The sequence below is a fragment of the Microbacterium sp. SLBN-154 genome (assembly GCF_006715565.1).
Lineage (GTDB): Bacteria > Actinomycetota > Actinomycetes > Actinomycetales > Microbacteriaceae > Microbacterium.
On record NZ_VFNL01000001.1, the window covers coordinates 1,008,508 to 1,030,951 of the forward strand.

22 protein-coding genes and 1 pseudogene are annotated in these 22,444 nt (G+C 69.7%); 14 read left to right on the forward strand and 9 right to left on the reverse strand.

The window, feature by feature from the left end; all coding sequences use genetic code 11:
- Positions 1–298 precede the first annotated feature (298 nt).
- Positions 299–1,984: pseudogene (locus FBY40_RS05110) on the reverse strand (amidase); the annotation flags it as partial.
- Between the two features lie 194 nt (positions 1,985–2,178).
- On the opposite strand from FBY40_RS05110, the gene FBY40_RS05115 reads away from it, so the two are divergent.
- The 6 genes from FBY40_RS05115 (at position 2,179) to FBY40_RS05140 (ending at position 8,707) form a co-directional block, all read left to right on the forward strand.
- On the forward strand, positions 2,179–2,706 hold the full coding sequence (locus FBY40_RS05115) for a TetR/AcrR family transcriptional regulator C-terminal domain-containing protein (protein WP_141936922.1): 528 nt from the start codon (positions 2,179–2,181) through the stop codon (positions 2,704–2,706).
- 14 nt (positions 2,707–2,720) lie between these two features.
- The gene (locus tag FBY40_RS05120) at positions 2,721–4,181 is read left to right on the forward strand and encodes a protein adenylyltransferase SelO (RefSeq protein WP_141936924.1); all 1,461 of its coding nucleotides are present in this window, start codon (positions 2,721–2,723) and stop codon (positions 4,179–4,181) included.
- Positions 4,182–4,216: 35 nt separating this feature from the next.
- Positions 4,217–5,215, forward strand: coding sequence for an arsenic resistance protein (locus tag FBY40_RS05125; RefSeq protein WP_141936926.1), 999 nt, complete (start codon positions 4,217–4,219; stop codon positions 5,213–5,215).
- A gap of 277 nt (positions 5,216–5,492) precedes the next feature.
- On the forward strand, positions 5,493–6,782 hold the full coding sequence (locus FBY40_RS05130) for a quaternary amine ABC transporter ATP-binding protein (RefSeq protein WP_141936928.1): 1,290 nt from the start codon (positions 5,493–5,495) through the stop codon (positions 6,780–6,782).
- On the forward strand, positions 6,782–7,711 hold the full coding sequence (locus tag FBY40_RS05135) for an ABC transporter permease (protein ID WP_141936930.1): 930 nt from the start codon (positions 6,782–6,784) through the stop codon (positions 7,709–7,711). The genes FBY40_RS05130 and FBY40_RS05135 overlap by 1 nt, the downstream gene beginning before the upstream one ends.
- Positions 7,712–7,792: 81 nt before the next feature.
- Positions 7,793–8,707, forward strand: a complete 915-nt coding sequence (locus FBY40_RS05140) for a glycine betaine ABC transporter substrate-binding protein (protein WP_141936932.1) — start codon at positions 7,793–7,795, stop codon at positions 8,705–8,707.
- A gap of 166 nt (positions 8,708–8,873) precedes the next feature.
- Here FBY40_RS05140 and FBY40_RS05145 read toward each other — a convergent pair whose 3' ends face one another.
- Together FBY40_RS05145 and FBY40_RS05150 are read right to left on the reverse strand one after the other, a co-directional pair.
- A complete protein-coding gene (locus tag FBY40_RS05145) occupies positions 8,874–9,512 on the reverse strand; it encodes a phosphoribosyltransferase (protein ID WP_141936933.1) in 639 nt (212 codons plus the stop codon).
- Between the two features lie 21 nt (positions 9,513–9,533).
- Entirely contained in the window at positions 9,534–10,436 is a 903-nt protein-coding gene (locus tag FBY40_RS05150; protein ID WP_141936935.1) for a hypothetical protein, read from the reverse strand.
- A gap of 171 nt (positions 10,437–10,607) precedes the next feature.
- Between FBY40_RS05150 and FBY40_RS05155 the strand changes: the two genes are divergently transcribed.
- Positions 10,608–11,438: a tryptophan-rich sensory protein gene (locus FBY40_RS05155; RefSeq protein ID WP_200829922.1), complete on the forward strand. Its 831-nt coding sequence runs from the start codon at positions 10,608–10,610 to the stop codon at positions 11,436–11,438.
- A 13-nt stretch (positions 11,439–11,451) separates the two neighbouring features.
- Here FBY40_RS05155 and FBY40_RS05160 read toward each other — a convergent pair whose 3' ends face one another.
- Positions 11,452–11,658 carry a glycine zipper family protein gene (locus tag FBY40_RS05160; RefSeq protein ID WP_141936937.1) on the reverse strand — a complete coding sequence of 69 codons (207 nt, stop codon included), beginning with the start codon at positions 11,656–11,658 and terminating at the stop codon, positions 11,452–11,454.
- A gap of 97 nt (positions 11,659–11,755) precedes the next feature.
- Between FBY40_RS05160 and FBY40_RS05165 the strand changes: the two genes are divergently transcribed.
- The 3 genes from FBY40_RS05165 to FBY40_RS05175 are packed head-to-tail and all read left to right on the forward strand — an operon-like array spanning position 11,756 to position 13,358.
- Complete coding sequence (locus FBY40_RS05165; protein WP_141936939.1) at positions 11,756–12,196, forward strand: ester cyclase; 441 nt, start codon at positions 11,756–11,758, stop codon at positions 12,194–12,196.
- Entirely contained in the window at positions 12,193–12,651 is a 459-nt protein-coding gene (locus FBY40_RS05170) for a MarR family winged helix-turn-helix transcriptional regulator (RefSeq protein WP_141936941.1), read from the forward strand. Before FBY40_RS05165 ends, FBY40_RS05170 begins: the two co-directional genes overlap by 4 nt.
- Positions 12,648–13,358 (forward strand): hypothetical protein, encoded by a 711-nt coding sequence (locus tag FBY40_RS05175; RefSeq protein ID WP_141936943.1) that lies wholly within the window; start codon positions 12,648–12,650, stop codon positions 13,356–13,358. Before FBY40_RS05170 ends, FBY40_RS05175 begins: the two co-directional genes overlap by 4 nt.
- Before the next feature lie 250 nt (positions 13,359–13,608).
- Here the strand turns inward: FBY40_RS05175 and FBY40_RS17275 are convergent, their stop codons facing one another.
- Positions 13,609–13,776, reverse strand: a complete 168-nt coding sequence (locus tag FBY40_RS17275) for a hypothetical protein (protein ID WP_160141347.1) — start codon at positions 13,774–13,776, stop codon at positions 13,609–13,611.
- A 225-nt stretch (positions 13,777–14,001) separates the two neighbouring features.
- Here FBY40_RS17275 and FBY40_RS05180 point away from each other — a divergent pair, with 225 nt between their 5' ends.
- Positions 14,002–14,448 carry a DUF4442 domain-containing protein gene (locus tag FBY40_RS05180; RefSeq protein ID WP_327437032.1) on the forward strand — a complete coding sequence of 149 codons (447 nt, stop codon included), beginning with the start codon at positions 14,002–14,004 and terminating at the stop codon, positions 14,446–14,448.
- Positions 14,449–14,462: 14 nt separating this feature from the next.
- Here FBY40_RS05180 and FBY40_RS05185 read toward each other — a convergent pair whose 3' ends face one another.
- The gene (locus tag FBY40_RS05185; protein ID WP_160141348.1) at positions 14,463–15,830 is read right to left on the reverse strand and encodes an HNH endonuclease signature motif containing protein; all 1,368 of its coding nucleotides are present in this window, start codon (positions 15,828–15,830) and stop codon (positions 14,463–14,465) included.
- A gap of 206 nt (positions 15,831–16,036) precedes the next feature.
- Here FBY40_RS05185 and FBY40_RS05190 point away from each other — a divergent pair, with 206 nt between their 5' ends.
- Positions 16,037–16,696, forward strand: a complete 660-nt coding sequence (locus FBY40_RS05190; RefSeq protein WP_141936950.1) for a hypothetical protein — start codon at positions 16,037–16,039, stop codon at positions 16,694–16,696.
- A gap of 18 nt (positions 16,697–16,714) precedes the next feature.
- A complete protein-coding gene (locus tag FBY40_RS05195; RefSeq protein ID WP_141936952.1) occupies positions 16,715–17,872 on the forward strand; it encodes a GDSL-type esterase/lipase family protein in 1,158 nt (385 codons plus the stop codon).
- Positions 17,873–17,896: 24 nt separating this feature from the next.
- On the opposite strand, the gene FBY40_RS05200 is transcribed toward FBY40_RS05195, so the two are convergent.
- Complete coding sequence (locus FBY40_RS05200; protein WP_141936954.1) at positions 17,897–18,463, reverse strand: TetR/AcrR family transcriptional regulator; 567 nt, start codon at positions 18,461–18,463, stop codon at positions 17,897–17,899.
- A 100-nt stretch (positions 18,464–18,563) separates the two neighbouring features.
- On the opposite strand from FBY40_RS05200, the gene FBY40_RS05205 reads away from it, so the two are divergent.
- Complete coding sequence (locus FBY40_RS05205) at positions 18,564–19,526, forward strand: alpha/beta hydrolase family protein (RefSeq protein WP_200829923.1); 963 nt, start codon at positions 18,564–18,566, stop codon at positions 19,524–19,526.
- Between the two features lie 42 nt (positions 19,527–19,568).
- On the opposite strand, the gene bla is transcribed toward FBY40_RS05205, so the two are convergent.
- Both bla and FBY40_RS05215 read right to left on the reverse strand, forming a co-directional pair.
- Positions 19,569–20,528 carry a class A beta-lactamase gene (gene bla / locus FBY40_RS05210; RefSeq protein WP_141936958.1) on the reverse strand — a complete coding sequence of 320 codons (960 nt, stop codon included), beginning with the start codon at positions 20,526–20,528 and terminating at the stop codon, positions 19,569–19,571.
- A complete protein-coding gene (locus FBY40_RS05215) occupies positions 20,525–22,273 on the reverse strand; it encodes a CocE/NonD family hydrolase (RefSeq protein ID WP_235014589.1) in 1,749 nt (582 codons plus the stop codon). Before FBY40_RS05215 ends, bla begins: the two co-directional genes overlap by 4 nt.
- Positions 22,274–22,444: the final 171 nt, after the last annotated feature.

A 22,444-nucleotide genomic window follows, 5' to 3' on the forward strand; every position in this document is an offset into this window, starting at 1 on the left:
AGCCGCGTGCGACGACGACGACGAGCGGTCCGAACGGCGGCAGCCACTCACTGAACGGCGTCGTGTGCGCGTCGGCGGCGAGGTGGTGGCGGCCGTCGATGCGCGAACCGCTCACGGTGAGGGTCGCGCGGACACCGTCGACGAAGGCGACGACCTCGTCGATCGGTCCGCCCTCGACGGTCGCGGTGAAGGTGACGGTGGTGTGGTCGTGATCCGGGTCGATCCGCACCTCGTCGATCCGCACCTCGAGGGGTCCGGCCGCGGCGGGGCGCGGGGCGTCGAACAGTGCCTCGTCGGGCAGCGCCGGAGTGCGCGGGGGCGTGGTGCGCCGGCGCCCGAGGGCTTCGATCGCGGCGCCCAGCTGCACGAGGTGGACGTCGGCGTAAGCGGCGCCGGCGATCGTCACGCCGACGGGCATGCCCGTGTCATCCATCGTCCCCATCGGCACGGTCACGGTCGGAATGCCCAGGTGGCGGGGCACGAGGTTGCCGTTGGAGACCCACACCCCGTTTCGCCATGCGATGTCGGCCGAGGCCTCGTTCACGTCGGCGTCCGCCGGCCCGACATCGGAGTGGGTGGGGAAGATGACGGCGTCGAACCCTTCGGCGACGAGCCAGTCGTCGACGTCGACTCTGCGGGTGTGCTCGAGTCCTCGCATCCCCTGCTCCACACTCGGGATGTCGGTGGGCGCACGCACCCCGGCACGCGCGGCGCCGACGTACTCGGCGATGTCGTACGCGATGTCGAAGGAGTAGATGCCGTAGCGGTCGGGCAGGGCGCCGGTGGGGTGGGGGAAGATGCGGTCGCCATCGACGTCGGCGAGTCGGTTCAGCGTCGGGTCGCCGTTCAGGCGCAGAAAGGTGTCGAAGCCCCACACGGCCAGGTCGCCGACCTCATCGGTGAGGAACTCGCGGGGCACGAACCCGCGGTCGACGAAGTCCTCATCGCCGGCGTGGAGCTTCTCGTAGTTGTTGACCGCGGGGAAGTCGACTTCGACAACCTCGGCTCCGGCGGCTTCGAGGTCGGTGCGCAGCTGCTGCCAGAGCGCCATCACCGACGGGCGCGGGTCGATCGGGTGGGCGCTGTCGTCGTCGGCGCCGACGTAGATGCGGGGGACCGCGAGCCGCAGTCCCGCGAGATCGGCCGGCTCCAGGGCGGCGAAGGAGTCGGGGCGCACCTCCGACGGCCGGGGGAGGGCGATCCACGGCTGGCTGCGCCACAGGTCGCCCTCGGTCTCGGGGTCGTCGGCGACGACGGCGTCGAGCACATGGGCGAGGTCGTCCACGCTGCGGGTGTGGGGGACGACGACGTCCATCGTGGGGACGAGGGGCCAGTTGCCGCGCACCGAGATCATGCCGCGCGAGGGGGTGTAGGCGCACAGGGCGTTGTGGGATGCCGGGGCGCGCCCCGACGACCAGGTCTCCTCGCCCAGGCCGAAGGCGGCGAAGCTCGCCGCGGTCGCCGTGCCCGACCCGTTGGACGACCCCGAACCGAAAGCCGAGGTGAGGTAGGCGGCGTTGTAGGGCGACTCCGCCCGACCGTAGAGCCCTCGCTGCATGCCGCCGGCCGCCATCGGCGGCATGTTGGTCAGGCCGAGGAACACCGCGCCGGCCTCACGCAGCTTCGCGACGGCGAAGGCGTCGTCGCCCGCGATGAGATCGGCGAAGGCGGGGGATCCGGATGCGACGGGCAGGCCCGTGACGCAGTAGCTGTCCTTCGCGGTGAACGGGATGCCGTCGAGCACTCCGCGCGTCTCGCCGTGGGCGCGGCGTTCATCGGCAGCGCGCGCTTCGGCGAAGGCGGACGGGTTCAGCACGATCACCGAGTTCAGGGCGATGCCGGCGCGGTCGTAGAACGCGATGCGGTTCAGATAGCGGGCGACGAGCTCGACGCTCGTGACCCGGCCCTCGCCGAGTGCAGCCGCGAGCTCGGCGATGTCGGCTTCGACCACGGTGGCGAGAGGGGTGGACGGAGGGGCGGTCATGGGCGTAAACATACACCGTATGTTTTTCCTTTCGCCACCACTTTCTCCGGCACCTGCCCCGTAGGCTCGGCACAGACCTCGAGGAGTCCGTCATCGCCCGACCGCCCCGCCCCCTGCTGAGCCGTGAGCTCATCGCGAAGACGGCGCTCGCCCTCGTGGACCGGTACGGGGCCGAGGGCGCGAGCATCCGCCGGGTGGCGACGAAGCTCGCGGTGAACCCCACGTCTCTCTACAACCACGTGCCGAATCTCGCGGCGATGATCGAGGACGTGCGGTCCCTGGTGTCGGCCCGCATCGACTCGTCGCCGCTGCGCACCCTGAAGTGGGAGGACGGACTGCGGGAGTGGGCGCGCTCCTACCGACGGGCGTTCGCCGATCACCCGCGCGCCGTCCCGCTGCTGATGACCCATCCGGCATCCGCGCCGGTGCTGCTGGCCGAGTACGAGGATTTCGCGGTGGCGGCGCGCGCGGTGGGGTGGCCCGATCGCGACATCCTTCCCCTCCTCACCGCGTTCGAGTCGTTCATCCTCGGCAGCGTGCTCGACATGTCGGGCCCGACGGTCGTCTTCGATCCGCGGGGCCAGGAGGAGCGGTTCCCCACCTTCGCGGCAGCCTTCGCGACCCTGCGTGACGAGGACCCGGATGATCCGATCGCCACGCGAGCCTTCGAGATGGGCCTGACGATGCTCATCGCCTCGGCCCGCCCTTCCCCAGGAGGGTGACGTACCCTCGCCTCATGACCCCGACGGCCGCCGCAGAGATCACCCTCTCGCATCGCTTCGCCGATGAGCTGCCCGAGCTCGCCGTCGATTGGCAGGCGGTCGAGCCGCCGGCGCCGCGGCTGCTCGTCCTGGGCGACGCGCTTGCCGCCGACCTCGGGCTCGACCCCGCGTACCTCCGCACGTCGGAGGGTGTCGGCTTCCTCACCGGCACCGCGGTGCCGAGCGGCGCCCGACCCGTCGCGCAGGCCTACGCCGGACACCAGTTCGGGGCGTTCAACCCGCGGCTCGGCGACGGCAGGGCGCTGCTGCTCGGGGAGGTCGAGGGCGCGGACGGCGCACTTCGCGACATCCATCTGAAGGGCTCGGGTCCGACGCCCTTCTCCCGGGGCGGCGACGGCCTCGCCGCGGTCGGTCCGATGCTCCGGGAGTACGTCATCAGCGAGGCGATGCACGCACTCGGCATCCCCACGACGCGTGCGCTCGCCGTCGTCGCGACCGGTCGCACGGTGCGGCGCGAGAGCGATCTGCCCGGCGCGGTGCTGGCCCGTGTCGCGTCGAGCCACCTGCGGGTCGGCACCTTCGTGCTCGCGCGGGCGATGGGCGACGTTCTGCTCCTCGAGCGCCTCGTCGACCACGCGATCGCGCGCCACTATCCCCACGCCGAGGGCGCCGAGAACCGGGCGCTTGCGCTTCTCGACGCGGTCATCGACGCCCAGGCGCGCCTCATCGCCCGGTGGATGCTCGTCGGATTCGTCCACGGCGTCATGAACACCGACAACATGACCATCTCGGGCGAGACCATCGACTACGGCCCCTGCGCCTTTCTCGACACCTTCGACGTCGGCGCCGTCTACAGCTCCATCGATCAGCAGGGCCGCTACGCGTACGGCGCCCAGCCCGCGATCGGCGAGTGGAACCTCGCGCGCTTCGCCGAGGCTCTCCTGCCGCTGCTGGCGGAGGACACGGATGCTGCCGTCGCGACCGCCCAGCAGTCGCTCGCCGCCTACCGCGAGACCTACAACGCCGCCTGGGCCGAGGGGATGCACGCCAAGCTCGGCGGCACGCCCGACGATGAGCGGACGGCCGCGCTCGTGAACGACATGTTCGACATGCTGGCAATCGGCCGGGTCGATCACACCTCGTTCTTCCGCCGCCTGGCGACAGTCGCGCGCGGTGATCGCGAGCCCGCGCGCGCTCTCTTCGCCGATCCGGCACCCTTCGACCTGTGGGTCGAGCGCTGGCTGGCGCTCGACCCCGACGCCGACCTGATGGACCGGGTCAATCCGCTGTACATCCCGCGCAACCACCTCGTCGAAGAGGCGCTCGCCGCGGCATCCGATGACGGCGACCTGGCCCCCCTCAACGAACTGGTCGGCGTCATCCGCCACCCCTTCACCGCCCGTCCCGGGCTCACCCGGTATGAGCAACCGGCCCCTGAGGCCTTCGGCCCCTACGTCACCTACTGCGGCACCTGAACTCCGGCGGCATCCGAGGTCCTTAGGCTGAGCCCGTGACGTCGGCAGCCGAATGGTGGGATCGCCACCAGGTCTGGCTGTACGTCGCCGCCATCGCGCTCGGCGTCGTCGTCGGGCTCACGCTCCCCGCCGCCGGCCCCGCTCTGTCGCTCGCGACGACGCCGGTGCTCGCCCTGCTGCTGTTCGCCACCTTCCTCGGGGTTCCGCTGATCGAGGTGGGGCGGGCATTCCGCGACATCCGGTTCCTCGGCACGGTGCTCGCCGTCAACTTCGTGATCGTGCCGCTTGTGGCCTTCGGACTTTCCCGATTCGTCGCCGACGACCGCGCCCTCCTCCTCGGCGTGCTGCTGGTGCTGCTCACCCCCTGCGTCGACTACGTCATCGTCTTCACCGGACTCGCCGGGGGCGCTCGTGCGCGTCTCCTCGCCGCGACGCCCCTGCTGATGCTCGCGCAGATCGTGCTGCTCCCCGTCTACCTGTGGGTTTTCGTCGGCGGAGCGGTGGTCGCCGACGTCGCACTCGATCCTTTCGTCGAGGCCTTCCTCTGGCTCATCGCGGTCCCCCTCGCGGCGGCCGCGATCGTGCAGGCTCTGGCGCGCCGGCACCGCGTCGGTCGTCGGATCGAGCGCTTCTTCGCGGCGGCGATGGTCCCGCTGATGATGTCGACGCTCGCGGTGGTGGTCGGGTCGCAGATCGCAGATGTCGGCGCCGCGGCCGCCGCGCTCGTGCGCCTGGTGCCGATCTACGCCGCGTTCCTCGTGGTCATGCTCTTCGCCGGTCTGGGTGCGGCGCGGCTCACGCGGCTGCCGCTTCCCGAAACCCGGGCCCTCATCTTCAGCGGCGCCACACGCAACTCGCTCGTCGTGCTGCCCCTCGCCCTCGCCCTGCCTCCGTCCTTCGCGATCACACCCCTGGCCGTGGTCACTCAGACGCTCGTGGAGCTGGTCGGAATGGTCGTCTTCCTCCGCGTCGTGCCGGCGCTCACGCGGGTGGCGGGTCGGTCGTCCGTGCATCGAGTTCGGCGAGGGCGGTGAGGGCCGCCTCGCGGCGGTCGTCTTCGGGCCTCGTCCGCGCATCCGCATGATAGGAATTTGCGTTCTTCTCCGGGTCTGTGAAACGGTGGGGCCGGGCCGGTTGCGGCCCACTCCCGACCAGTCCGCGGTCGCTGGTGGCTCCCGAAAGCCAGACCGGCGAGCGTACGGTCGGCGGCTTCACCCGGCGGGTCCGATGCCCGCTCTTCGGCGCGCCCGCGCCGCCTGAAGCCGCCACCCGGGCGTGACCGAATGCAGTCACGTGACTGCCGAGGTGCCTGTGACGATCACTCCTGCCATCGAGGCGCGAGGCCTCTTCAAAGTCTTCGGTCGTCATCCCCGATCCGCGGTCGAGCGCCTTCGCGCCGGAGCCCGCCGTGACGAGGTCGCCGACTCCGGAACAGCTGCGGTCATCGACGCCAGCTTCAGCGTGAACCCCGGCGAGATCTTCGTCATCATGGGCTTGTCGGGGTCGGGGAAGTCGACCGTCATCCGCATGCTCAACGGCCTGCACGACACGACCGCCGGCGAGGTCACGATCGGTGGCGACTCGATCACCGACGTCTCCCCCTCCCGCCTTCGAGCCCTACGTCGCGACCGGGTATCGATGGTCTTTCAGCACTTCGCCCTGCTGCCCCATCGCTCGGTCGCGGCGAACGTGGCGTATCCGCTCGAGCTTCGCGGCGTCGGCAAGGACAAGCGCCATGCCAAGGCCGAGGAGATCCTCGAGCTGGTGGGCCTGGGGGGCTGGGGTGACAAGCTGCCCGACGAGCTGTCGGGCGGTATGAAGCAGCGGGTCGGAATCGCCCGGGCGCTCGCCGCCGACACCGACATCCTCCTCATGGACGAGGCGTTCAGTGCACTCGATCCGCTGATCCGCCGCGAGATGCAGGAGCAGCTGCTCGAGCTGCAGCGAACGCTCAAGAAGACCATTGTCTTCATCACTCACGACCTCAACGAGGCGATGTTCCTCGGAGACCGGATCGCGGTGATGCGCGATGGCCGGATCGTGCAGATCGGCACGCCGGAAGACATCCTCACCGACCCCGCCAACGACTACGTCGAGCAGTTCGTGCAGGACGTCGACAGGGCCCGCGTGCTGACGGCGGCGAACGTGATGGAGCGACCACGTCCGGTGGTCACCGACAGCGGAGGGCCCCGCACCGCCCTTCGCCTCATGCGCGACGCGTACATGTCGGCGGCGTACGTGGTCGACCGCGACCGGCACCTCCTGGGCGTGGTGAGCGATCGCGATGCGGTGAAGCTGGTGCGTCGCGGTGAGCGATCGCTGCTCTCGGCGATCCGGCCCGCACCTCCCACCGTCTCGGAAGACGAGGTGCTCATGAACCTCTTCGTCCCCGCGGTCGAGTCGCCCCTGCCGGTCGGGGTCACCGACAGCGACGGACGCCTCGTCGGCGTCATCCCCCGGGTCACCCTCCTCGCCGCGCTCCAGCCGGGCACGGGAGCGACGGGCGAGATCACGATTCCGATCCAGCCGATGCCGACGACGGAGATCGACGAACTGCTGGCCGGATTCCCCGAGTCCGCGAGCGACGAGGGAGCACACTGATGGACGGGTTCCGCATTCCGATCGGCCTCTGGGTGGAAGACGCCGTCGACTGGGCCCGCGACACCTTCAGCGGGTTCTTCGACCTCATCACCGTTGTCGTGCGGGTGCTCGTCGAGGGGCTCACCGACGGCCTCCTCGCCGTTCCGATCCCCCTGGCGATCCTGCTGTTCGCGCTCATCGGCTGGGGCGTGCGCTCCTGGCAGCTGGCGGTGGGAACGGCGGTGACCTTCACCTTCATCGTGGCGATGGACCTGTGGGTCGAATCGATGCAGACCCTCGCGCTCGTGCTCGTGGCCACCGTGGTGGCGCTTCTCATCGCGATCCCGCTCGGCATCTGGTCGGCGCGCAACGACACCGTCCGCGCCATCCTGAAGCCGGTACTCGACTTCATGCAGACGATGCCCGGCTTCGTCTACCTGATCCCCGCCATCACGTTCTTCAGCATCGGCGTGGTGCCGGGGGTCGTGGCGACGGTCATCTTCGCGTTGCCGCCGGGGGTCCGGCTCACCGAGCTCGGCATCCGCGGGGTGGATTCCGAGACGGTCGAGGCTGGATACGCCTTCGGTGCGAAGCCCGGCCAGATCCTCCGCGGCATACAGCTGCCGCTGGCGATGCCGACCATCATGGCGGGCGTCAACCAGGTCATCATGCTCGCGCTGTCGATGGCGGTGCTCGCGGGCATCGTCGGCGCCGACGGCCTCGGAAAGCTCGTCGTGCAGTCGGTCTCGACCGCACGACTCGCGATCGGTGTCGAGGCGGGTCTCGCCGTCGTCATCATCGCCGTCTACCTCGACCGCGTCACCGCGGCGCTGGGGAGTCCTGGCGAGCACCCCTCGTCGCTCCGCGGCGCCCTCCGTCGGCGCCGACTCACGGCGAGGACAGCGACCACCTCGAAGGCTCCCGAAGACCAGAGGGTGAAAGCCCTTTGACCGAGCACGCGGCGACGCGCGCTCAACACCAAGAGAACAGATACGGAACGAGTGACTGACATGCATCAAGGAGCACAGCGAATGAAGAAGAAGCACCTCACGGGAATCCTCGCGTTCGGGGCGGCAGCAACCCTGACGCTCGCCGGCTGCGCCGGGGGATCGGATGACGCGGACCCGGCCACCGGCGGAGACGCGGCGGCCGAGAACTGCGACACCATCACGCTCGGGTTCCTCCCGTCGTGGACCGACGGACTGAGCACCGCCTACCTGCTGGAGAACCTCCTCGGCGAGCGCGGCATCGACGTCGAGATGGAGACCCTCACCGAGGCGGGGCCGCTGTACACCGGTCTCGCGCAAGGCGACGTCGACATCTATCCGTCGGCCTGGCCGGAACTCACCCACGCCTCCTACATGGAGGAGTACGGCGATGACATCGAAGACCTCGGTGCGTACTACGACAACGCCAAGCTGACCATCGCGGTGCCGAGCTACGTCGACATCGACTCGATCGAAGACCTCGAGGGCAACGCCGACCGCTTCGGCGGGCGCATCGTCGGCATCGAGCCCGGTGCGGGTCTCACCGCCCAGACGCAGGACTCGATGCTTCCCGAGTACGGCCTCGACGGCGATTACGAGCTGGTCACCTCCTCCACGGCGGCGATGCTGGCCGAGTTGGATGCCGCGATCGCGGCAGAAGAGGACATCGTCGTGACGCTCTGGCGTCCCTTCTGGGCGAACGACGCCTACGACGTCAAGGACCTCGAAGACCCGATGGGTGCCATGGGTGAGGCCGAGGCGCTGCACTTCCTCGGCACCGCCGGGTTCTCCGATCGCTGCGCCGAGGCCGCCGAGCTCATCGGCGAGATCCAGCTGAACGACGAGCAGTACGGTGCGCTCGAAGACCTCGTGGTCAACGAGTACGGCGAGGGCCGCGAAGCCGAGGCCGTCGAGGCCTGGCTCGAGCAGTACACCGACGCCGTGCCCAGCAACAGCTGATCGGAAGCGGCTGACACCCCGTCACCACACCCCGTCACCACACCCCGTCACCCACACAGCGGCACCCCCGGCATCCGTGCGGACGCCGGGGGTGCCGCAATTCTGAACCCGCTCGCCTCGGCCCTGCCGTTCGAGCCCTCGGCGCACAGATCATCCATCCGAGCGCTCATGAGTGCTCGTTGGTCTTCTCCAGCAGTGCCACCACCTCGGCCTCGGTGGTCTGGCCGAAGTCGCGGTAGTACTCGCCCACGGCCTGGAAGCCGGCCGGCTGCTCGAGGCAGATCACCCGGTCGGCGCCGCGCACGCGCTGGACGGCGTCGCTGCCGCCGACCGGTGCGGCCACGATCACTTCGGCAGCGCCGCGCTTTCGGGCGACCAGGCACGCCGCGGAGGCGGTGGCGCCCGTCGCGATGCCGTCGTCGACGATGAGGATGCTCGCGCCGGCGAGGTTGCGCGGTGGTCGATCACCGCGGAGCGCCGCGGCGCGGCGGATCAGCACATCGCGCTCGCGCGCTTCGACCGCATCGATCTCGGTGAGGGTGACTCCGAGGTGGCGCACGAGGTCGGTGTCGATGAGGCGGACACCCTCCTCGCCGATGGCGCCCATCGCCACCTCGGGATGACGGGGGTAGCCCAGCTTGCGGACGATGATCACGTCGAGCGGCGCTCCGAGGATCGTCGCCACCTCGGCCGCAACGGGCACCCCGCCGCGGGGAAGCCCCGCCACGACAGTCGCCGTGACGCCGAGGTTCCGGAGGTGGGCCCCGAGGCGCCGCCCCGCGTCTACCCTGTCGTCGAACATCATCCGGGCTCTAGGTCTTGCGGATCACGCGCCGTCCATCCGCATGCTGTCCCCGCCGGGGCCGCTCGTGCCCGAGCCTGCTCCCGCCTTCCTGCTCCGCCGCGAGAGGACGATCCATGTGATGACGATCGCGAGGATCAGCACGACGAGCGCGATGATGATCCCGATCAGAAGGCCCGAGTCACCGCCTGCCGGCTCCGGCGTCGGAGTCGGGGTCGCCGTCGTCGGCGTGGGCGTCGGAGTCGGCGTGGGCGTGGCCGTGACCGTGACATCCACCGATGCGAGCGGCGTCTCGCCGTCGCCGACCGCGATGACGAGGTCGCCCGCCTCGGTGGCGGTGAGGGTGGTGGTCGCCTCGCCGTTCGTGACGGGTACCTGCGCCGACGTTCCGCCGCCGTCGAAGGTGCCGCTCCCGGTGCCGCCCAGTCCGAACGAGGCCTGCTCGAGGCCGCCGAGTCCGGTCGCGGTGACGGTGGTGCTCTCACCTGTGTCGATAGATGTGGGGTTCGCGGTGATCGTGACGCCGCCCCCGCCCCCGCCCCCGGTGACGGTGATCTCGACGGTCGCGAGCACGTTCTCACCGTCGCCGACCGAGATGGTGTTGGTGCCCTCGGCCAGCGCGCTGAGAGTCGCGGTCGCCTCGCCGTTCGAAACGGGCGCCGCGTAGATGCTGTCGTTGTTCTCGGTGAAGACGGCCGCCGATGGGTCGCCGAGTCCGAAGAACGCCTGCTCGAGGCCGCCGAGTCCGGTCGCGGTGACCACGGTGGTCTCGCCGACCGCGATCGAGCTCTCCGCCGTCGTCACCTCCGGAGTGCCCGATGCCTGCGCCGCAACGGAACCTCCGAGCGACAGCACCGCAGCGCCGATGCCGGCGAGCAGGGCGAGCCCGAGGCGACGAGGACGACGGATGACGGAGCTGGATGTCACGGTGGGGCTCGCTCTCTGGCGCCAGGTGGCGTGCGTCGAACGCTACACCCGCACACCGACGTCGGGATAGCAACTCCTGGCGGTGCATCCGCGACCGGCCTACCGTGAGAACAACCTGGTGAGCGCTCGGTGTCCTGGCGGAGCGTTCGATGCCACGAGCAAGGAGTCACGATGTCCGGCAAGACTGCGTCTCACACGACCACCGAGCCCACGACCCGCACCCGGGCCATCGCGCGTCAGGTGATCATCCTCGTCAGCTCGATCCTCGCGATCGTGGCCGCTTTCATCGGCTCGGGGGTGTTCTTCGGCACTCCGATCCAAGAGGCCGCGGGCGGGTTCCTCAACTCCGACTCCACCCTGATCGCCCCCGGCACCGGGGCGTTCCGCATCTGGAGCGTCATTTACACCGGCATGCTGGCCTACGCGATCTGGCAGGCCCTGCCCGCGCAGCGCTTCGATGAGCGGCAGCAGCGGATCGGCTGGTGGGTCGCCGCATCCCTCATCCTCAACGCCGTCTGGATCGGCGTCGTGCAGCTGAACCTGCTGGCACTCAGCCTTCCCGTGATCGCCCTGCTTCTCGTGGTGCTGTGCCGGATCTTCGTGATCCTGCGTCAGACGCGCCCGAAGAACAAGGTCGAGGTCGTCGTCGCCGACGGCGCGATCGGCCTCTATCTCGGCTGGGTCATCATCGCCACCGCCGCGAACGCGACCGCGATCTTCTACGCGGTCGGCTTCGACGGCTTCGGCATCGCGCCGGAGGTGTGGTCGTCGTTCGTGCTCGCCGTCGCTGCGGCGGTCGGCATCGCTCTGGCCTTCTGGGGTGGCGGACGCATCGCTCCGGCGCTGTCGCTCACCTGGGGTATCGCGTGGGTCGCCATCGCGCGCTTCACCGACGAGCCCTCCTCGCCCCCGACGGGCGTGGCGGCGATCATCGCCGTCGCCCTGATCGTCATCGCGACCGTCGTCGCCCGCGTGCGGCACGACCGCGCGGTGCGTCGCTGACGTCGGCTCGTCCCTATCGACCGTCCTCGGCCTCGTCGCCGGACTCCGGGGCCGAGCGTGCGTCGAGGGCTGCGCCGATCGCGATGCCGAACACCAACCCGAGCCCCGTCCCGATCGCGATGTTGTCGAACAGCAGCATGCCGATGACCGCGCCGAAGGGCAGGCCGAGAGCGATCCCCAGGCCGATGCCGTTTCGCGACTTCTTTCTCTCAACCGCCATCCGGCGAGCCTAGCCGTCCGCCTCCGCACGCATGCCGGTCAGCGGAGGAACTCCTGATGCTGCTACATTGTGAATATCATTCACGAAAGGCAGCACCATGGCGGAATCGACACACCCGAACATCACCCGGTTACGCACCGGCCTCGACCTCGTCGCCGCCGGCCGGTCGGATGAGGTCGTGGCCCTCCTCACCGATGACTTCCGCATCACCGTGCACGGTGCCCCCGAGACTCTCGTCGGCCGCGAGGCCTGGCTCGGCAATGTCGCGATCATGAATGCGTCCTTCTCAGACCTGACGCTCGACATCCGTCACGAGCTCGCCGCGGGCGACCTCGTCGCATTCAACATCACGTACACAGCTCGCCATACGGGCGATTTCCTGGGGATTCCCGCCACGGGCCGCACGGTCTCGTGGCAGAGCCTGGAGCACTACCGGGTGAGCGACGGGCTCATCGCGGAGGAGTGGATCGCCTCCGATATCGGCACTCTCCTGGGCCAGCTCACCCCGCAGTCCGACCCGTCGAGTGAGGACGCATGACGAGCGACGCCTTGCGCATCCTCGACGGTGTGATGCGCCTCGCGGACCTGGTTCAGCGCGACATGGCCGAACCCTTCGCCGGCACGTCGTTGACAATGTCTCGGGCGGCGCTCCTCTGGGTTCTCCGATCGACGGGACCGTCGACGCAGCAGGCGCTCGCGACGGCGCTGGAGGTCAGTCCCCGCAACGTCACCGGACTCGTCGACGCGCTGGAGACGAGCGGCCACGTCGAGCGTGCACCCCACCCGACCGATCGACGGGCGACGCTCGTCACGCTCACCGACCTCGGACTCGATGTCGTGCAGCAGATGGTCGCGCAGCGCGAGCAGATGGCCGATGATCTCGTCGCCGAACTCGCGTCGGCCGAAAAGGAAGCTCTCGGCGCAGGCCTGGAGAAGCTGGCGAATCGCTACGAGACCATGCTGGCGGTTCGTGAGCGGAAGGACTCCCCGTGACCTCCGCATCCGTCCCGACGTCAGCGGCTGCCCCAGAGCCGGCGACTCCGGGTCCCGCCTTCCCCGCCGAGACGCGAGCCGATCGTGCGAAGCGCCTCGCACGTCGTGCGACCCAGATGGAGGCTGCCGGCTGGGTCAGTCTGGCGCGACTCGTCTTCTTGCGGCCGCGCGTCCCCGCGGGAGCGGTCGCGGTGCCGTACCACCGGCCGGTCACCGGCATCCTCACGATCTTCATCGTGCTGTCAGCGCTCGAGGTGCCGATCATCGATCTGATCGTGCATCCCTGGCCGTTCGTGCGCATTCCCCTTCTGATCCTCGGGATCTGGGGTGTCGTCTTCATGCTCGGGATGCTGGCGGGCTACGTCACTCGTCCGCACGCCGTCGGTGCGGGCGGCCTTCGCATCCGTCAGAGCACCGACCTCGAGATCGCGCTCAGCTGGGACGACGTCCTCTCGGTCGCCCGCCGGCGCGAAGTCCGGCACAGGGGCCCGAAGTTCACGCCCGGACGCACGGATGATGCGTGGACCGTGCACCTGCCGATGCAGGATGAGACCAACCTCTCGGTCAAGCTCGAGCGTCCGATCGAGGTGGCGATGCCGCAGGGTGTTGTTCGCATCGACGAGATCCGCTTCTGGGCCGACGATCCGACGGCCTTCATGGATGCCGCGCGTCCGCACCTCGAGGCTGCGCCTGCGTCCGCTGCGTGATCGAGAAAGTGGCCCCCTCGAGCGCACGTCTGGCGAGGGGCGCTCGAGGGGGCCGGACTGCACGGGCAGGCGGCGAAACGGGGGAGTTCGCGCGTCACCGCACGCGGGGGGAGCGTGCGGGCGTTGCCTGACCGGGGGAGTCCTCACCCAGCCTAGGCCTGCATCCTGAGAGCGACGGAGCGCACACGGGCCTGTTCGCGCATTTGCGGTAAATCGGATGCGCCGGGGCCAGCCCGTGCTTCCGCGCGTGTCAGTGCGTGGGTGCGCTGCGCGCCGAGATCGCCCGGGCGGGCGCGACGGGGCGCTCGTGCTGATCGGCGACGGAGATGCTGCGGCCTACGAGCAGGCCTGCGGTGATCGAGAGAGCTATCCAGGCAACGACGGCGACGATCGCGATGACGAGGAGGGTGGTGACCATAAGACTCTCCTTCGAGTCTCGGTGGTGCTTCCGGACGGGTTGCGACCCACGATAGGGCCGCCGTGGGCAGGCGGGTCGCTCATTGAGCCAGTCCTGTGGAAATGTTGAGGAACCCCGTACGCCGACGATCGGTGGGTGTGCCCGGACGACAACGGTTTTGTCGCCGCGGGGGGTGGCTTCGACAATCGGTGGATGCGCGTCACACCTCGCACGTTGGCTTGGGGCATGAGTCTCTGGCCGCCGAACCTCTTCAGCGGCATCCGAGTGCGGCGTTTCGCCGACGACTGGACGGAGGCGGTCGTCGAACTGCACGTCAATCGCTTCACGCGGAATTATGTGGGCACGGCGTTTGGGGGATCGATGTCGGCGATGACCGATCCGTACTTCTTCATGCTGGTGATGCATCAGCTGGGGCGCGACTACGTCGTCTGGGATACCCGCGGTGAGATCGAGTTCCTCAAGCCCGGTCGCGGCGTGCTGACGGCACGCTTCTGCGTTGCGCCCGAGCAGGTCGCCGAGCTTCGTGCCCGCGCGGCCGGCGGCGCGAAGGTTCGCGAGTGGTTCGAGACGACGATCACCGACGAGAGCGGCGACGTGGTCGCCCGCAGCCGCCGAGAGGTGTTCGTGCGCGAGAAGCGGCGCGTCACCCATTCTCAACTCGCTGGAGCCTGACCGTCCCGATTCCGTCAGAAGGGTGCGACGCCGTATCCGCCGTCGTCGGTGGGGACGAATGCCACCCGTGAGGGTGGGTGGCTGTCGTACGTCTTTCCGCCGGGGCTGGTGAACTTTAGGATGCCGCCGGGGAGCTGTTCGACGTGCCAGTTTGTCGCGTGCTTCAGGGTGTGGTGTCTGGCGCATTCGTTGCAGAGGTTGTCATTGCAACTCTTCCCGCCCAGGGCGAAGTCCTTCGAGTGGTCGATATGGCAGAGCTTCGCCGGCCTTCGGCACCCTGGGGTTCGACACGTGACATCTCGCGCGTTCACGTATCGGGTTTGAGATGGATGCAGCTGATACCTGTCCACCGCGGTCACGACCCCGCTGATCGGGTCGGTCATCACCCGTTCCCAGATCCTCGCGGTGCCCGCCATGCGTCTGGCGGTCTCTGGGTCGACGGGGGTGACCCCGTTCAGCTCCGCCCCCGACTTCGTCACCCCCGTCAACGTGGTGATGGGGATGGTGATCTGCACCTCAGCCCGAATCGCGCCGAGCCCGCCGGTGGTGGGGTCGGTGGGGTCGATCACCGGGGACCCGGCGAGGAGCATGTCCAGGGCGAGGTCGCAGCGGATCTCATCCAGCGACCGGTCATCGAACCACGGCTCGGTGTCCTCGGTGGGTGCGGCATCTCCACCGTTCTGTTCAGCCTCGGCCTTTGCGGCCGCGTGTGCGCGTCGCTTCTCCCGGTCCACGGTCTTGATCTCGGTGCCCTGGCCCGTCAGTCGGTGGTACACCCCGTGGACGTAGACGTTCCCGCCCAGGATCGTCAACGTCGACAGGGTGTCATCCAGGTCAGTGACCCACACCCGCCGCTCCCGTATCGCGGTGTCGTGTCGTTCCTGCAACGGCCGCGGGTCCAACACCGCGGCGCGTTGGATGGCGTACTTCTTCGTCCGCGGCACCGTCTGCCGCTCCGCCTCGGCCAACACGATCCGCTCGAACGACGCCCGATCCGTAGCATCCTCGATCACCCGCCCGGCGTCCTGGATCACCTGCGCATGCGCCCGCGACACCCGCCCCTCCACCAACGCCGCCATCGTCTGAGGGAACAACTCGATCAACTCATACGCGTCATGCATCTGCGATTGCATCGACCGGTCATTGACCCGCACCGCCATCCCGAGCTCGAGCGCCATCGACCGCAACGGCATGTCCCGCTCCCTGGACGACACCGACCCCACCCGCGACCGCTGCTCGAGTGTCAGCGCGTACGCGTCCGCGAGCAGCCGGGTCTTCCTGGCCGCAAGCTTCGCCTCCGCCCGCTGCAGCTTCGCCAGCTCATCCGCGAACACCCCGGCGCGCTTATCCTCCGCCCGCCGCCGCTTCTCATCCGCGTCCACTGGAAACCCCGTCTCGATGACCTACCCACATCATCGCAGAGGGTTCCGACATTGACCTCCGGAGGCATAGCACTCGTGTAGAACTAATGTTCCAAGAAGATCCCATTCCACCCCTCACCCCCCACGCCCGACCCCTGACGAATGTCACCCCAGAAGGTGTCACCCCGACACTGCCGCCGCGCGCCGACATCCGGTGCGATGGACTCATGCCCACTCACACCCCCTCGTGGCGCACCCGCCTCGCCGAGCGTCGCGCGAAGCCCGGCGACGGGCGCCCGCTCCCGCCGTTCCGCTGGTGGCAGACCCTCGGGCGCTCGCTGTTCCTCCTTGACCTCGCCACCGCCGAGGGCGCGAGAACCACCTTCGCCGTCGATGTGCGCCAGCTCGGCGACCGCGACGATGGAGTGGTCCGCGCGCGCCTCTACCGCGACGGCCGTCAGACGGCGGTGTCGAAGCTCCCCGCGAGGTTCGCCGTCCCGGGCGGCCACATCGAGGTCGCCGCGCGCGCCTCCGGATTGCGGCGCTGCCATTTCGTTCCGGATGCCGGTGAGGAGCGTCAACTCACCCCGCACCCTCGCTCGGCCGAAGGCCTGCGGGCGCGTCTTCATCACCGATATCCGGTCCTGAGTACCGTGATCGGCGTCATCGCTACACTCGTCGTGCTCGTCGGCGTGTGCATCACGGTGCCGCAGATCATCGAGACGATCTCGCAGGTGCCGGCGATCGCCGACAGTATCGGGACGTTCGCGTCTCCGATTCATCTCCCGCCCGCCCTGAACGTCATCGTCACCATCGCCGTGGTCCTCGCCAGCACCGAGCGCGCCCTCCGCCTGCGCTCGTCGTGGCTCGACGAGCTGGCCAACTGACACAGAAGGAGTGCAGACGTGATAACCGCGTCCCTCGTCCCCGACCTCGTGCTCGGCGCTGTCGAGATCGAGCCGACCGAGCGGGGCCTGCGGCCCCACCGCCTGCCGCGCCACGTCCGTGAGCGCGACGCCGACCCGCAGCTGACGCTCATGGAGGCTCAGCCGTCGGGCGTCCGCCTCCGGTTCGTGACCTCCGCGACCGTGGCGGCGCTCGAGCTGCACACCACCCGCGTGGCCTATCGCGGTTTCGCTCGGCCGCGCGGCGCCGTGGATGTCGTGATCGACGGGGTGCCCGCCGGCAGCCACGGGCTGTCGGGCGGTGACGCCCTCGAACTCGACCTGCAGACCGGGGCGACGACCCTCGCGTCCGGAGCGCTCGACATCGTCGAGGTGTCGCTTCCGGCAACAGGGGAGAAGACCGTCGAGCTGTGGTTGCCGCACAACGAGCAGGTCGACATCGTTTCGCTCCGCGCCGACGCCCCCGTGCGACCGGCGCCGTCAACCGATCCGGTCTGGCTCCATCACGGCAGCTCGATCAGTCACGGCTCGAATGCCGCGACGCCGACCGGCATCTGGCCGGTCGTGGCGGCACGCCGTGCGGGCGTGCAGCTGCAGAATCTCGGGTTCGGCGGCAGCGCGCTGGTCGATCCGTTCCTGGCGCGTGTGATGCGCGACACGCCCGCCGACCTGATCAGCGTCAAGCTCGGCATCAACGTGGTGAATCTCGACGGTATGCGTCTGCGCACCTTCGTGCCGACGGTGCACGGGTTCCTCGACACCGTCCGCGACGGTCATCCCGAGACCCCGCTGCTGCTGGTGTCGCCGATCTTCTGCGGCATCCACGAGAACACCCCCGGTCCCGGAGCGGTCGATCCCGTCGCCGGGGCGGCGGGTGAGACCCGCTTCATCGCAACCGGCACGCCGGGAGACACCGCCGCCGGCCGGCTGACCCTCGAGGTCATCCGAGGGGCGCTCGAGAGCGTGGTCGCCGCGCGGTCCGACGACCCCCACCTGCACTATCTCGACGGCCTCGACCTCTACGGCCCCGAGGATGCCGAAGACCTGCCGCTGCCCGACGATCTCCACCCCGGTCCTGAGGCGCACGCCCTGATCGGCGCACGCTTCGCCGATCGGATTCTTCGCCCGGGGGGCCCGTTGCGTCCGCAGGAGGCCTGAGGGCCGGCCTGAACTCCGCGTCGGTCAGGATCCGGATGCTGCCAGTGCACCGTCCACGAGAAGATGCGCGAGGCGCTCCGGGTCGTACCCGGGCGCCGCGCCGCCGATGCAGAGGTTCCCGATCCCCCGCAGGAAGGCGTACGCCTCGACCGGCGCGCCTTGCGGCGCGGCGGCGTCGAGCAGCTCGGCGCAGACCGGCACGAGCCGGTCGGTCAGCAGCTGGTGCAGCGCGGAGAAGCGCTCGGTGTCGCCCTGCAAAGCGTCGGCGAGGCCGTGCTTGGTGACGAGGAACTCCACGAACAGCGTCACCCAGGCGTGCAGAGCAGCGGCGGGGGTCGCGCTGTCGCGCAGCAGCGTCGGCCCTGCGGCGGCGGCGGCGTCGACCTGGTGCCGGTAGACGGCGACGACGAGATCGGCCCGGGTGGGGAAGTGGCGGTACAGCGTGCCCATGCCCACTCCGGCCCTGTCGGCGACCTCCCGTACCGGCGCCTGGACGCCAGACTCCACGAACACCGCCGCCGCGGCGTCGAGAATCGCCTGCGCGTTGCGCTGCGCATCGCGGCGTCTGCCGCGTGCGGTCTCGTCGGTCATCCACACCCTCCTTGCAAAACGGAACGTCGCTCCGTATAGTTTCGGAACGTTGCTCCGTTTAAGTATGGCCGAGCACGCGACATCCGGAAAAGAGACCCCCGTGCAGACACTCGCACCCCTCCACGACTCCGCCCTCCTCGCCGCTCTCGACGCGGTGACCGGCCCTTCGACGCCGGTCGTCTCCGTCGCCCCCGTGGTGCTCGACGCACCCGGTCGCCCCTTCCCCCTCGAGGTGCGGGTCTCAGCTCCCGCCACGGGCGATGACCTGCCGCTCCTGCTCTTCTCTCACGGCAACGGCTGGTCGCTCGACGGCTACGCACCTGTCGTGTCGTTCTGGGCGTCGCAGGGCTTCGTCGTCGTGCAGCCGACCCACCTCGATTCGCGCCGCCACGGCATCGGCTTCGACGATGAGAGGTTCGGATCGATCTGGATGCAGCGCCGCGACGACCTCGTGCGGGTGCTCGATCAGCGCGCCACCGTCGAGGCCGCCGTCCCCGGCCTCGCGGGGCGGCTCCACCGCGTCGCGACCGCCGCGGCGGGCCACTCGTGGGGTGCGCAGACCGTGCAGATGCTGCTCGGTGCGCGGGTGCTCGAGACCGACGGGTCTCCGGGCTCCGACCTCGGCGATGCCCGCGTGCGAGCCGGCGTTCTGATGGCCGCGACCGGACTCGGCGGCGAGGAGCTGCATCCGTTCGCGAAGGCCAACTTCCCCTTCATGAACCCGTCGTTCGCCGAGCTGACTACGCCGACCCTGGTGGTGGCGGGCGACCGTGACCAGTCGAGGATGTCTACCCGCGGGCCGGACTGGTTCACCGACGTCTTCCATCGCAGCCCCGGCGCGACCGATCTGCTCACCCTGTTCGAGGCCGAGCATTCGCTCGGCGGGATTCCGAGCTGGGAGGCGGCGGAGACCACCGACGAGAACCCCGAGCGCGTCGCGGTGCTCGCCCGGCTGACCGCGATCTACCTGCGCGCGACGCTCGCCGGTGATGAGGCGGCGTGGGAGAGCGCGCGCCGGGTGTTCGACGAGGTCGGTGGGGCGATCGGCCGCCTTGATCGCTGAATCCTGATCCACCGGACCTGCAGACCCAGCCCGCGAGCCCCGTCAGTCAAGCGCCTCCAACGCGGTCGCCGCGGCGGCGGCGACGAGCGCGTCGTCGGTGGTGGCGCCCTCGACACCGCGGGTGGTCAGCACGGCGACGACGATCGGCTCGCCATCGGGAGGCCAGACGATCGCGAGGTCGTTGCGGGTGCCGTACTGTCCGGTGCCCGACTTGTCGGCGACATCCCATCCGCTCGGTGCACCGGCACGGATGAGCGTGTCGCCGGTGGCGTTGCCGCTCATCCAGTCGATGAGCGTCGCGGCGTCATCCTCGCTCAGCCCGCCGTCCAGGGCGAACCCCCGCAGCGTCTCGGCCAGGGCGCGGGGCGTGCTGGTGTCGCGGGGGTCGTCCGGCACCGCGGTGTTGAGCTCGGGCTCGCGTCGCTCGGGTCGGGTGGTGTCGTCCCCGGCGGCAGTGAGCGCGGCGGCCAAACCCTCGGGACCGCCGATCTGGTCGAGCAGCAGGTTGGCGGCGGTGTTGTCGCTCACGCGGACCGCGGCCTCGGCCAGGTCGGCCACCGACATCCCGCTCCCGGCGTACTGCTCGGTGACGGGGGAGTAGGTCACCAGCGCGTCGGCGCCGTAGGCCACCTGCTGGTCGAGGTCGTCGACCTGCTGCAGCACCACCGCGGCCAGCAGCGCCTTGAACGTCGAGGCGTAGGCGAAGCGCTCGTCGGCGCGGTGGGCGACGGTCTCGCCGGTGCCGGTGTCGACCGCGTACACCCCGACACGCGCGTCGTACTGCTCCTCCAGAGAGCTCAGCTCGTCGGTGACGTCGATGGTCGGCGCGGCGCTCGGCGTCGGCGCCGCTGCATCCGTTCGGGAGGGCGAGGATGTCGGCGACGCACCGCCCGGCGCACTGGTCGCGCAGGCGGGCGCGACCAGTGCGAGGGATGCCGCGAGGCTCACGCCGACGGCAGTGCGGCGGATGCGCTGAGCATGCCCCGACGTGACGGTGTTCATTCCCCTCCGGAAGTTGTGTCGCCCTCCGCGCCGTCGATCGTGAAGGTCGGGGGCGCCTCGGGCAGCGTGGCGGTCGAGAGAGCGAGATAGCTGTCGAGGTACAGCGCCCGCTCGCCGGGGATGTCGACGTCGGCGGCGGGGTCTTGCAGCGCGAGCTGCAGCTGCACGTCCGAGACCGCGATGCGCTGGTACGACGGGGTGTCGATCCAGTCGCTCAGCGGACCGGCTTCGATGGTACCGATCTGCACGGCCAGCGCGTGCCCGGCGGCCAGGCGCCAGTCGCCGGCCTTCATCTCCAGCGTCACCTCGCCCGGGGTCACCGCGGCGACCTGCTCGTTGATCAGCACGGCGGTGCCGTCGGCGGCGACGTCGTACAGCTTCGCCATCAGGTTTCCGTGGCCGGCCGACGTGAGCGTCATCGAGGGTGTTCCGGTGATCCGGGTGTCTGCGGCCACCGGCTCCGACATCTGCACGAAGCGGTTGCCGGTGTCGACGGTCGGGTCGCCCTCGGCCCCGTCATCGAGGTACTCGCCGCCGTCCAGGGCGATGCCGGCGGTCTCGTCGACCACGGGCCAGCTGTCCTGCGCCCGCCACGACCCCGTGTTGTCCTGGATGACGAAGGCGGGGTATTCCTCGGTCGGCGCGACGCCCTTCAGGTGCTCGTCGTAGAACGCCATGACCTCGTCGAACCACCCCTCGCGGCCGGTCTTCACGGTGCCGTCTTCATCCACCTCGTTGCCTCGGATGTGGTCCCAGGGTCCGAACCAGCCTCGGACCGGGCCCTCGTGGTTCGCGAGGAACTCCTCCAGCGCCTCCGACTCGGTGTTCCACTCCGCCCACCCCTGCGTGAACAGCAGCGGGGTCGTCGACCCGTCGACGCGCGCGGCGAAGTCGCGGCTCGTCCAATACGGCGATGCCGGGTCGGCCGTCTGCGCACTGAGCGTGTTGATCGCGACGCACTCGGGATGCGCCTGCTCGTACGCGGCGTTCTCCCGGTAGCGCTCGGTGTCGTCGGGCAGCTGTTCCAGAGTCGCGATCTCGTTGTAGGTCTGCACGGCGACGGTCAGCGGCAGCCGGGGGACGCCGCCCGACCGGTTGTTGCGGTACTTGTCCCAGATGGGTGCCTGCGCCACGACTGCCCGGAGACCCTCCGGCTGGAGCACGGTGCCGACGAGCCCGGTGATGGCGTCGTACGACTTGCCGTACATGCCCACGTCGCCCGTCGACCACGGCTGCGATGCCGCCCACTCGATCGCCGCGGCGACGTCGGCCTGCTCGCCGTCGCCCATGAAGTCGAGGCATCCGGTCGATCCGCCGAAGCCGCGCAGGTCGACCATCACGAACGCATAGCGCTCGTCGAACAGGTCGCCGCCCTCGATGAGGTCGGCGAACCGGTCCGAGGGGCCGGGGTGTGCCCAGTCCTCGTCGGCGATCTCTCCGGAGTGGCCAAAGTACGATCCCACGGAGAGAATGACCGGAACCTGCTCGTCCTCGCCGAGGTCTTCGGGAAGCAGGACGTCGGCGTGCAGCTCGACCTCCTCGCCGTCGAGGCCCGGTGCCGATGGGAAGTAGTGCTGGGTCCAGGCCGCGCCCTCGGGGACGCGGTCGTTCTCGGCGTGGGTGACGGCCTCGGTGTCGCCGGCGACTCTGGCCGCGGGGGCCTCGGTGCAGGCTGCGAGACCGATCGCGAGCGGGATCGCCGCTGCGATCGCGATGATGCGGCGTCGCCGCGAGTGTGTGAGCATGATGGACTCCTTGGAGGTCATCCGTGCCAGGCGAGGGCGCGGCGAGGTGGGATCAGCCGTATCCACTCCAGACCGTGCCCCCGGGGCACGGTCAAGTCGCAGGGTCGGTGTTGACCGTGCCCCTGGGGCATGGTTTGGAATGGATGCTGCGCAGAACGGACCGCAAGGAGC

Excerpts from the sequence above, each read along its gene's own strand:
- FBY40_RS05120 (WP_141936924.1), top strand. The coding sequence starts at position 2,721 with ATGACCCCGACGGCCGCCGCAGAGATCACCCTCTCGCATCGCTTCGCC.
- FBY40_RS05135 (WP_141936930.1), top strand. The coding sequence starts at position 6,782 with ATGGACGGGTTCCGCATTCCGATCGGCCTCTGGGTGGAAGACGCCGTC.
- FBY40_RS05140 (WP_141936932.1), top strand. The coding sequence starts at position 7,793 with ATGAAGAAGAAGCACCTCACGGGAATCCTCGCGTTCGGGGCGGCAGCA.
- FBY40_RS05145 (WP_141936933.1), bottom strand. The coding sequence starts at position 9,512 with ATGATGTTCGACGACAGGGTAGACGCGGGGCGGCGCCTCGGGGCCCAC.
- FBY40_RS05155 (WP_200829922.1), top strand. The coding sequence starts at position 10,608 with ATGTCCGGCAAGACTGCGTCTCACACGACCACCGAGCCCACGACCCGC.
- FBY40_RS05160 (WP_141936937.1), bottom strand. The coding sequence starts at position 11,658 with ATGGCGGTTGAGAGAAAGAAGTCGCGAAACGGCATCGGCCTGGGGATC.
- FBY40_RS05165 (WP_141936939.1), top strand. The coding sequence starts at position 11,756 with ATGGCGGAATCGACACACCCGAACATCACCCGGTTACGCACCGGCCTC.
- FBY40_RS05170 (WP_141936941.1), top strand. The coding sequence starts at position 12,193 with ATGACGAGCGACGCCTTGCGCATCCTCGACGGTGTGATGCGCCTCGCG.
- FBY40_RS17275 (WP_160141347.1), bottom strand. The coding sequence starts at position 13,776 with ATGGTCACCACCCTCCTCGTCATCGCGATCGTCGCCGTCGTTGCCTGG.
- FBY40_RS05180 (WP_327437032.1), top strand. The coding sequence starts at position 14,002 with ATGAGTCTCTGGCCGCCGAACCTCTTCAGCGGCATCCGAGTGCGGCGT.
- FBY40_RS05190 (WP_141936950.1), top strand. The coding sequence starts at position 16,037 with ATGCCCACTCACACCCCCTCGTGGCGCACCCGCCTCGCCGAGCGTCGC.
- FBY40_RS05200 (WP_141936954.1), bottom strand. The coding sequence starts at position 18,463 with ATGACCGACGAGACCGCACGCGGCAGACGCCGCGATGCGCAGCGCAAC.
- bla (WP_141936958.1), bottom strand. The coding sequence starts at position 20,528 with ATGAACACCGTCACGTCGGGGCATGCTCAGCGCATCCGCCGCACTGCC.
- FBY40_RS05215 (WP_235014589.1), bottom strand. The coding sequence starts at position 22,273 with ATGCTCACACACTCGCGGCGACGCCGCATCATCGCGATCGCAGCGGCG.